Origin of the sequence: Peterkaempfera griseoplana, assembly GCF_001418575.1 — a bacterium.
GTDB classification, from domain to species: Bacteria; Actinomycetota; Actinomycetes; order Streptomycetales; family Streptomycetaceae; genus Peterkaempfera; species Peterkaempfera griseoplana.
On record NZ_LIQR01000683.1, the window covers coordinates 1 to 10,324 of the forward strand.

General features: G+C 71.7%; 7 protein-coding genes. 3 read left to right on the forward strand and 4 right to left on the reverse strand.

Annotation, left to right across the window (positions count from 1 at the left end; translation table 11 throughout):
* Nucleotides 1-2,057: ATP-binding protein (locus AOK09_RS35330; protein WP_079063681.1), on the forward strand; the 2,057-nt coding region annotated here is incomplete at its 5' end.
* Here the strand turns inward: AOK09_RS35330 and AOK09_RS35335 are convergent.
* The 4 genes from AOK09_RS35335 to panB all read right to left on the reverse strand — a co-directional run bounded on the left by AOK09_RS35335 (nucleotide 2,058) and on the right by panB (nucleotide 7,531).
* Nucleotides 2,058-2,879: an ABC transporter permease gene (locus AOK09_RS35335; RefSeq protein ID WP_055591280.1), complete on the reverse strand. Its 822-nt coding sequence runs from the start codon at nucleotides 2,877-2,879 to the stop codon at nucleotides 2,058-2,060. It lies immediately after the preceding gene.
* Entirely contained in the window at nucleotides 2,876-3,967 is a 1,092-nt protein-coding gene (locus AOK09_RS35340; RefSeq protein ID WP_079063682.1) for an ATP-binding cassette domain-containing protein, read from the reverse strand. Before AOK09_RS35340 ends, AOK09_RS35335 begins: the two co-directional genes overlap by 4 nt.
* A 206-nt stretch (nucleotides 3,968-4,173) precedes the next feature.
* Entirely contained in the window at nucleotides 4,174-6,045 is a 1,872-nt protein-coding gene (locus tag AOK09_RS35345) for a glycoside hydrolase family 6 protein (RefSeq protein ID WP_175609385.1), read from the reverse strand.
* 610 nt (nucleotides 6,046-6,655) lie between these two features.
* A complete protein-coding gene (gene panB / locus AOK09_RS35350) occupies nucleotides 6,656-7,531 on the reverse strand; it encodes a 3-methyl-2-oxobutanoate hydroxymethyltransferase (RefSeq protein ID WP_055591282.1) in 876 nt (291 codons plus the stop codon).
* A gap of 240 nt (nucleotides 7,532-7,771) precedes the next feature.
* On the opposite strand from panB, the gene AOK09_RS35355 reads away from it, so the two are divergent.
* Both AOK09_RS35355 and AOK09_RS35360 read left to right on the forward strand, forming a co-directional pair.
* Nucleotides 7,772-9,397, forward strand: coding sequence for an MFS transporter (locus tag AOK09_RS35355; RefSeq protein WP_055591283.1), 1,626 nt, complete (start codon nucleotides 7,772-7,774; stop codon nucleotides 9,395-9,397).
* A 24-nt stretch (nucleotides 9,398-9,421) separates the two neighbouring features.
* A complete protein-coding gene (locus AOK09_RS35360; protein ID WP_245687628.1) occupies nucleotides 9,422-10,081 on the forward strand; it encodes a TetR/AcrR family transcriptional regulator in 660 nt (219 codons plus the stop codon).
* Nucleotides 10,082-10,324 lie beyond the last annotated feature (243 nt).

Here is a 10,324-nt window from a genome sequence, read left to right on the forward strand (position 1 = left end):
GGCTGCTGGCCGAGCGGGGCGCCGCCGCCAGGCCCGGCTTCGACCCGGCGCAGGACCCCGGGGCGTCCGCCGAGGTCTGCCGGCGGCTGGACGGCCTGCCGCTGGCGATCGAGCTGGCCGCGGCCCGGCTACGCGGGATGACGATACGTCAGATAGCGGACCGGCTGGACGGCCGCTTCCAGCTGCTGAGCAGCGGCAGCCGTATTCTGATGCCCCGTCAGCAGACCCTGCGCGCGGTGGTCGACTGGAGCTGGGACCTGCTCGCCAAGGACGAGCGGGCACTGCTGCGCCGGCTCTCGGTCTTCGCCGGCGGCTGCACCCTGGAGGCCGCCGAGCAGGTCTGCGCGGACGACGAGGTGCCCGCCGGGGAGGTCGCCGGACTGCTGCTCTCCCTGGTGGACAAGTCCCTGGTGGTCGCCGACCTCGACGCCGAGGCCGGCCCCGCCCGCTACCGCATGCTGGAGACCATCCACGAGTACGCCGCCGAGCGCTTCCGGGACGCCGGCGAGTCCGAGGTGCAGCAGACCCAGGGCCGCCATCTGCGCTGCTTCCGGGAGTTCGTACGCCGCACCGAGCCGCTGCTGCACGGCCCCGGACAGCTGGACCAGCTGGACCGGCTGGAGCAGGAGCAGGACAACATCAGGGCCGCGCTGCGCCGGGCCCTGGACACCGGTGCCGAGCAGGAGGCGCTCTGCCTGGCCCTGGGCATGAGCTGGTCCTGGTCGCTGCGCGACTACGGCAGGGAGGCCCGCACCTGGCTGGACGCCGTCACCGCGATGGGCCCCGACCCCTTCGACGCCGACCCCTATGCCGCCGACCCCGAGGGCAACGCCCCCGCCCCGCTGGACGCGCCGCCGCCCTGGCCGGCCGCGGTGCTGCTGGAGGCCCGCCGCCAGGCGGTGCTCTTCCGGCTGATGGCCGGGCTGGAGGACGACTTCAGCACGGCGCCCTCGGAGGTACTGGTGGAGCGGGGACGGCGGATCATCGCCGGCTACCCGCCGGAGCTGCCCCGCTCCTCCCGCTTCCCGGCGCCACTGCGGGCGGTCACCGCCTTCATGACCGGCGACCTGGCGCAGCTGCCCGAGCTGATGGACGCCGTGGTGGACGGCTGCCGCAGGCTCGGCGAACCATGGGACCTGGCCTTCGCCCTGCAGTTCCGGGCGAAGTTCGGCAACGACCAGGCGGGCGGTCTGCCGCAGTCCGCCGCGGACGCCGACGAGGCACTGGCCCTCTTCGAACGGCTCGGCGACCGCTGGGGCGCCTCGGAGGCGCTGTCGGCCAAGGCCGAGGCGGCGGGCAAGCGCGGCGAGTTCGCCGTCGCCGCCGAGACCTACGCCCGTGCCATCAGGCTCGCCGAGGAGCTGGGCGCCGGGCACGAGGTGCCCATCCTGCTCGTCCGCCAGGGTGAGGCCCTGCTGGGCGCGGAACCGGAGAAGGCGGAGCGGCTGATCGCCGAGGGGGTGCAGCGGGCGGTCGACCGCCGTCAGCAGAACTCCGGCTCGATCTTCTTCGGCCGGATGCTGCTGCTGATCGTGGCGGTCCGGCGCCGGGACCGCGAGCGGGCCGATGAGGTGCTGCGGCTGCTGGACCAGAGCCCGGCGATGGTGGGGCCGCTGGGACCGCCGATCGTCGGGGGACTGGTGGACTGCCTGCGGGGCTGGATGGAGTGCCACTTCGGAGAACCCCTGACGGGGGTGCCGATGGTGCGGCAGGGCATCGCCAGGGTCCGCGGCGCCACCCGGGACTCGGTCTGGTTCACCGACTTCATCGTGGTGACCCTGCTCTCGCTCGCCGCCGGGGGCCTGTCCCTGCTCGCCCGGCGGGGGACGCATCCGGAGGCGGCCCGGCTGGCCGCCGTACTGCTCGGCACCCATGCGGCCCGCAACAAGGACGCCGGCAACAAGCTGGAGCTGATGGAGCGTCACGAGGCGGAGCAGCGGCTGCGCGCGGCCCTGGGCGACACCGGGTACGACGCCGAGTACGCCAGGGGCGGCCGCCTCACGGTGGAGGAGGCCGCCGCCCTGCTGGATTCCTGGGACCCGGGGGAGTCCGGCTGATCAGGTGCGTTTGCGGAACCGGGCCACCGCCAGCGGTGCGGTGACCACGGTGATGCCGATCGACCAGGCCAGCACCATCAGCACCGGGTGCGCCAGCGGACCGCCGTTGAAGAGCGAGCGGCAGGCGTCGGCCAGCGCCGACAGCGGGTTGACCTTGGTGAAGGCCTGCAGCCAGCCCGGCATGGTGGAGGGACTGGCGAAGGTGGAGCTGCCGAACTGCAGCGGCATGATCACCAGCATGGCGACCCCCTGCACCGCCTGGGCGCTCCGCAGCGACATGCCCAGCAGCATCGACACCCACACCATCGAGGAGCCGAAGACCAGCGACAGGGCGACCGCCGCCACCACCTCCAGCGGACCGGTCTTCACCTCCAGACCGAGCAGCATGGCGAAGCCGATCAGGATGACGAAGGACACCAGCCCGCGGCAGGTCTCCGCCACCAGCTTGGCGATCAGCACCGAGGCCCGGCCGATCGGCAGGGTACGGAAGCGGTCCATCACCCCGCTGGAGAAGTCGGTGTTCAGACCGGTGCCCACCGCCATCGCCAGGTTGATGCCGGTCTGACCGAGCAGGCCCGGCACCAGGTACTGGATGTAGCCGTGCTGGCTGCCGGAGAGGGCGCCGCCGAAGACGTAGACGAAGAGCACCGTGAAGATGATCGGCATCAGCAGGGCGTCGAACATGGACTCCGGATCGGCCTTGATCCGCATCAGATTGCGCCGGGTGAGCGCCCCGATGTGCCGCAGATGGGCGGCGGGGCTGATGCGCGCCTCGTCACGGGCGGCCGGGGCGGCGAGGGGGCCGGCGACTGCGGCGCTCATGCTGCGTACTCCTTCTCGTTCTTGCTCTCGGCCTGGTTCTTGTTCCGGTGCCCGTCCTGGTCCTCGTCCTGGCTCCCGTGCCCGGGCCGGGACTCGGCGACGGCCCGGTCCGCCGGGTCGGGGGTGCTGCGCCGGCCGGTGATGGCCAGGAAGACCTCGTCCAGGCTCGGCAGCCGGGTGTCGATGGAGGCGATGGCGAAGCCTCGGGTACCCAGCACCCCGACCACCGCGGTCAGCTGCTCCTCACCGGTGACCGGCACCGACAGCAGCCCCTCGGACGGGTCGGCCGCCGCGCCGGGGACGCCGGCCTCGGTGAGGCAGCGGACCATCTCCGGAAGCTGGTCGGCGCGTCCCGGCCGCACCTGCAGGGTCTGGCCGCCGACCTTGGCCTTGAGCTGGGCGATCCCGCCCGAGGCGATCACCCGGCCGCGGTCGATCACGGTCAGTTCGTCGGCGAGCTGCTCGGCCTCCTCCATGTACTGGGTGGTGAGCAGCACCGTGGCGCCGTCGGCGACCATGCCCTGCACCTCGTGCCACACCTCGTTGCGGGTGCGCGGATCCAGCCCGGTGGTGGGCTCGTCCAGATAGAGCACCCGGGGACGGCCGATCATGCTGGCGGCGAGGTCGAGGCGGCGCCGCATACCGCCCGAGTAGGTGCGGGCGGGGCGGCCGGCGGCCTCGGTGAGCGAGAAGCGCTCCAGCAGCTCGGTGGCGCGGGCCTTGGCCTGCTTGCGCGGCAGGTCGAGCAGCCGGCCGATGAGGTAGAGGTTCTCGTAGCCGGAGAGCAGCTCGTCCACCGAGGCGTACTGGCCGGTGAGGCCGATGGCGCGGCGCAGCTGCTTGGGCTGGCGCAGGACGTCGTAGCCCGCCACCGTCGCACTGCCCGCGTCCGGTTTGATGAGGGTGGAGAGCACCCGGACCAGGGTTGTCTTGCCTGCGCCGTTGGGGCCCAGGACGCCCAGGACGGTGCCCTGGCGGACCTGGAGGTCCACGCCGTCCAGGGCCTTGGTGGCGCCGTAGTGCTTCACGATGCCGTGCACCTCGACGGCGAGCCCCTTCGAGGCGGGGGCGGTGTCGGTCGATGTCATGGCTCCACCGTGCCGGGCGCCGCTCACAGCCCGCCGTCATCCCGCTGTCAGCGGTGACGTACCGCTGTCGGCCCGCCGGCAGCCCGCTGCCGGGCGGGTGCAGAGCGGAACCGGGCGGGGAAAGGGCGGTGCCCCGGGGACCGGCGGCTGCCGGTCCCCGGGGCACCCGGGGTACTGCTGTGGTGCTGTGTCACTGCGGCGCTGGGTCAGCTCCCGGTGCAGGTGAACGCCGGGGTGGCGTTGGTGCCGCTGTAGGTGCCCTGGAAGCCGAAGTCGGCGGTGGCGCCGGAGGCCAGGGTGCCGTTGTAGCTCGCGTTGGTCGCCGTCACGGACGTACCGCTCTGCGTGACGGTGGCGTTCCAGGAGCCGGTGATCTGCTGGTTGCCGCCCCAGCTCCAGGTGACCTTCCAGGAGCTGAGGGCCTTGTTGGCCTTCACCAGCACGTCGCCGGTGAAGCCGTTGCCCCAGGAGTTCGGGGTGTAGGTCACGGAGCAGGCCGCGCCGGTGCCGCCGGTGGTGCCGGAGGTGGTGCCGGTGGTGGTGCCGGAGGTCGTACCGGTGGTGGTACCCGCGGTGGTGCCGGAGGTCGTACCGGTGGTGGTACCGGCCGTGGTGCCGGTGGTGGTACCCGCGGTGGTGCCGGAGGTCGTACCCGTGGTGGTACCGGCCGTGGTGCCGGTGGTGGTGCCAGAGGTGGTGCCGGACGTCGTGCCAGCGGTGGTACCGGAGGTGGTGCCAGAGGTGGTACCGGCCGTGGTGCCACCGGTGGTGCTACCACCGTTGACCGGCGGGTAGGCGTTCTTCAGCAGCATCTGGAACTCCGCGGAGAACCAGTGGCCGGCCAGCGGGGCGTTCGCCAGAGCGCCGGTCGGGTTGTTGCCGTTGCGTGCGTTGCCACCGTAGGTGGGGTCGCACATCTGGTCGAAGCCCTTGCCCTCGTCGTTCGCGACCGCCTGGCTCGCACCGTCCGACTCGCCCGGAGGCTTGACCCAGACGTAGGCGTCGATGTTGGCGACAGGAGCAGCGGTCGGGCGCTCACCGAGGCCGGCACCGCTCTGGTTGCACCAGTTGCCGGCGTGGATCCGGCGGTCGATGCGGCCACCGTTGACGTAGTCGTCGACGGAGGTCTGCGGGCCGGGGCCGGTCGGGCGGGCGGTGCCGCCCCAGCCGTTGCGGCTGGTGTCGATCAGCATGCCGATGCTGGACGGGAAGCCGGCCGAGACCGCCTGGTTGCGCAGGCCGAGGGCGTAGGACTGCTCGTCGACGTAGTTGTTCCAGTCCACCCACTTCGACTGGCGGACCGTGGTGCCGTTGACCGAGTCGGTGACCTTGAAGTTCGGCTCGACGGTGGCGCTGTAGTTCGCCGTGTTGACGATGAAGCCGGCGACGTTGTTCACGGTCGAGCCGCTGGTGGTGGCGGCCTTGTAGAACTCCTGGACCGAGGGGCCGAGGTTGGAGTCCCAGCCGAGCCAGCCGTGGTGGCCGGCGTCGATGTAGTTGTAGGTGTTGCCGAGCGCGCCCAGCTTGGCCAGCGCGTACCCGACGCCCTTCTCGTAGTTGCCGTTCGCCTTCATGGTCGCGCAGGCGTCGGTCGAACCGGCGGTGCCGCCGGCGTTGGTGACCAGGTTCGGCAGCGAGTCGGGCTCGATGATGTTGATGATGCGCAGGTTGGCGTAGGCCGAGCTCGACAGGATCGAGGCGATCGGGTCGATGTACTGCGTCTCGTACTTGTCGATGTCGGTGGGGCCGAGCTCGCCGTTGGAGGCGAGGGCCGAGCAGTCACGACCGGGGAGGTCGTAGATGACCAGCTGGATCGCGGTGGCGCCCTGGGCGACGGCCGCGTCGAGGTGGGCCTTGAGGCCCATGCCGCCGTTGACACCGTTGATGGCGGCGATCCGGTCCAGCCACACCGCGGTGGGCTGGTTGGAGACCGCGCTGCCGCCGGGCTCGGCGGCGGCGTTCTTCGACCACTCCGGGTTCACATAGACCTTGGCACCGACGTACGGGTTGTCCACCCGTGCGGCGGCCGCGGCCTGAGCGGTGCCGCCGCTCGCGGCGACGCTGAGTGCGGACGCCAGCGCCAGTGCGCCCAGCGCGGCGATGCTGCGACGGAGATGCTTGCGCTCTCCACGCGGCGGGGATGTTGTCACATCGGCTCCTTGATGGATGGATCACCGGTCGCCGGGGGTGGTCAAGCGGCCGGCCGGGGGTGATTGCGTCGCCACCGGCCGATGCGCCGGACTGGCAGTCCCGTGAGGTTTCCGTGGGAGCGCTTCCACAGTGCGCTGGACAACGGGGCCTGACGGTGTCGGGAGTCGAGTATCACCACGATCCGTGGTGGGCTGTGGATTCCACGCCTGCACATCGTGCGGTGCGGGAGTCGACGCAGCGACAGATGACATGAAGCCATCGCGTTCTTGGCCTGTCAATGGTCTGTGCCGAGTTCACTTGTCGAACGCGGAGCCGCCCTGATGGCCTGTCAGGGGTGGCCGGGACCCGCCCCCCGCTAGAAGTCTTGACATGACCTGCCAAGGGGAACGACCATGGAATCGGTTGGGAGCGCTCCCACGATCAGGCCTTCAACGGACGCCGTGATCCAACCGTCAGGGGACGACGCCGGGGGCCGGCGGAGCGACCGCCGACCCCCGGTGGACCCGCCCTCCGGGGGCAGATCGACAGCGCGGTACCTCAGTGGAAGGAGTGCTCCTCCCCGGGGAAGGAGCCCCCGGCGACCTCCTCGCCGAACGCCCGGGCGGCATCGCCCAGCACCGAGCGCAGATTCGCGTACTGCTTGACGAAGCGCGGCACCCGGCCGGACGTCATCCCGGCCATGTCGGTCCACACCAGTACCTGGGCGTCGCACCCGGCGCCCGCGCCGATGCCCACGGTCGGGATCGCCAGCGAGGCGGTCACCTGCGCGGCCAGCTCGGCGGGCACCGCCTCCAGCACCACCGCGAACGCACCGGCCGCCTGTACCGCCTTGGCGTCCCGCATCAGCTGGTGCGCGGCCTCGTCGCCGCGGCCCTGGACCGGATAGCCGCCCAGTGCGTGCACCGACTGCGGCGTGAGGCCGATGTGCGCCATCACCGGCACCCCGGCCTGCACCAGCAGTTCGATGGCGGCGGCGGTGCGCTCGCCGCCCTCCAGCTTCACCGCTCCCACGCCGGCCTCCTTGAGCAGCCGGGTGGCGTTGTGCAGGGCCTGCGCCGGGGACTCCTGGTAGGAGCCGAAGGGCAGGTCGGCGACGATCAGGGCGCGCTCGGTGCCGCGCACCACCGCGGCGGAGAGCATCACCATCTGGTCCATGGTGACCGGCACGGTGGTGTCGTAGCCGAGGTGGCAGTTGCCCGCCGAGTCCCCGACCAGCAGTACCGGGATGCCCGCCTCGTCGAAGACGCCCGCGGTGAGCGCGTCGTACGCGGTGAGCATCGGCCAGCGCTCGCCCCGCTGCTTGGCGGTGGCGACGTCCCGGACGGTGGTGCGGCGGTTGCGGGTGCCCCCGTAGAGGGAGTTGGCCGGCCGCTCGGAGGACTGCTGGGCAGGCGGAAGCGAAGAAGCGTTCATGGAACGGACTCCTGTGGGTGAGTGTCTCGTGGCGCCCCTGCGGGCGTCCCCGGATCCCCTCCATGCTGACACGCGGCAGCCGGTGAGCAAAGGGCCGGGTGCGGTCACGTCGGCCGCGGGCCGCTTCGCTCGGATCTTTGCCGAGAATTTACGATACGATACGGTCGCGTATCGAAAGTAGAGCTACCTTGACCCCAAGGGGAAATCCGTCCCTGAAGCCATCTCATCGACGGGAACATCATGTCCACCGCTGCATCGGCACAGCGCCCCGGCGCGCCGCGCCGGGTCCCGGAGGCGGTCCACAACCGCCGCTGGGCGATCCTCGGGGTGCTGATCTTCGCCCTGCTGGTCGTCGTGCTCGACAACTCGATCCTCAATGTGGCGATGAAGACCATCGCCAGCCCCGCCCCCACCGGCCTCGGGGCCAGCCAGAGCGACCTCGAGTGGGCCATCAACTCCTACACCCTGGTCTTCGCGGGGCTGCTCTTCACCGCCGGCCTGCTCGGCGACCGCCTCGGCCGCAAGAAGACCCTGCTGGCGGGCATGGTGGTCTTCGGCGCGGGCTCACTGCTCTCCGCGATGGCCGGATCGCCCGGCCAGTTGATCACCTTCCGGGCCGTGATGGGCCTCGGGGGCGCCTTCGTCATGCCGGCCACCCTCGCCATCATCATGAACGTCTTCGAGCGCGAGGAGCAGCCGCGCGCGATAGGAGTCTGGGCGGGCGCCGTCGGCCTGGCCATCGCCATAGGGCCGATCACCGGTGGGCTGCTGCTGCAGCACTTCTGGTGGGGCTCGGTCTTCCTGGTCAACATCCCCATCGTGGTGGTCGCCCTGGTGGGCATGGTGCTGCTGGTCCCGGACTCCAGGGACCCCCGTCCGGGCCGGCTGGACCCGGTGGGTGTGCTGCTCTCCGTCGTCGGCCTGGTGCTGCTGATCTACGGCATCATCAAGGGCGGCCAGCTGGCGGACTTCACCGATCCCGCCGCCTGGGGCACCATCCTGGCCGGCCTCGCGGTCCTGGTCGGCTTCGTGCTGTACGAGCGGCACACCGAGGAGCCGGCACTGGACGTCACCTGGTTCCGCAATCCGCGGTTCTCGGTCTCGGTCGCCGTCATCGGCCTGGTCTTCTTCGCCCTGATGGGCGTGACCTTCTTCGCCGCCTTCTATCTGCAGAGCGTCCGGGGCTACAGCGCGCTCAAGGCCGGCACCCTGCTGCTGCCGCTCGCCGCGGCCCAGATGATCTTCGCCCCCCGCGCCCGGCTGATGGTCGACCGCTTCGGCGTCCGCGCCACCTGCGCCGGCGGCATGTCCCTGATCGCGGTGGCCTTCCTCGGCTACCTGCTGCTGGGCACCGACACCCCGATCTGGCTGCTGGAGGTGGTCGGACTGGTGATGGGCACCGGTATGGCCCATGTGATGCCGCCGGTCACGGTGACCATCATGTCCGCGCTGCCGCGGGAGAAGGCCGGCTCCGGCTCCGCGATCAACAACACCTTCCGGCAGGTCGGCGGGTCGCTGGGCGTCGCTGTGCTCGGCGCGATGCTCTCCACGGCGTACCGCGACGGCATCTCCGACCACCTCACCGCGCTGCCGCCCGGGCTGCGGTCGACCGCGGGCGAGTCCGTGGAGGCCACCCTGGGCATCGCCCAGCGGCTGGGGCCGCGCGGCGCCGCGCTGGTCGACCCGGCCAAGGAGTCCTTCGTCCACGCCATGCACATCGTCGCGGCGTCCTCGGCCGGAGTGGTCGTGCTGGGCGTGGTGATGGCCCTGCTCTTCCTGCCCGGCCGGCTCCCCGCGCAGCAGCCGCCCCAGCAGGTCGAGCGGGAGACGGAACAGTCCGACGCGGCCCCCGCGGCGAGCTCCTGAGCGGAACTCGGGGAGAATCCGCGCATGGACACCAGCAGTACGGCTCCTGAACGGCCCGAGATCATGGAGGTCGGCCCCTGCGGCGCACCGCGGCGCGGCCGGCCGCGCAGTGAGGCCGTCGACCTGGCGATCCTGGACGCCGTGGAACGCCTGATGGCCGGCGGCATCAGCCTGCTGGAGCTCTCCATGGAGGGCATCGCCCAGGAGGCGGGGGTCGCCAAGGCCACCGTCTACCGGCGCTGGCCCAACAAGGAGGCGCTGCTGATCGACGCCGTCCGACGGCTGGAGGAGCCCGAGCCGCTGCCGCTCGGCGAGTCCTTCCACGACGACATGGTGACGCTGCTGGAGTTCATGCGCCGGCGGGGCCTGGCCAAACGGTCCCGCTGGGTGCTCAAGTCCGCCCTCAGCCAGATGGGCTCACTGCCCGAGCTGAGATCGCTGTACCACGAGCGGGTGGTCAACCGGCGGCGCGAGCTGATCCGCCAGGTGGTGCGGCGCGGGGTGGAGCGGGGCGAACTCCGCTCCGACATCGACCTCGACCTGATGGCGGAGATGCTGATGGCGCCCATGCTGGTGCGGACGGTGCTCTGGGAGGACGCCCCACTGGACGATCCAGGGCTCTCCGAGCTCATCGTGGACACCGTCCTGCAGGGCGTCGCCGCCAGGCCGCCCGCCGCGGACTGACCACCGGACGGCCGCGAAGCGGAACCTTCCGGACCGGTCCGAGCGTCTGTCCCGGCATACGCTGAGGCAGAGCGGCGGACCGCCGGGCCAGACCCGGTCCGCGCCGGCGCAGCACGGGACGGGCACAGAGCGCGGCACGAGGGATCGGTATGGCACAGGCGGCGAGGGCATGGGCGCAGTCGGACGGCGAGGGGCCGGACCGGTCAGGCTCCCGGCCCCGCCGCCCCCGCCTCCCCGGCCTCG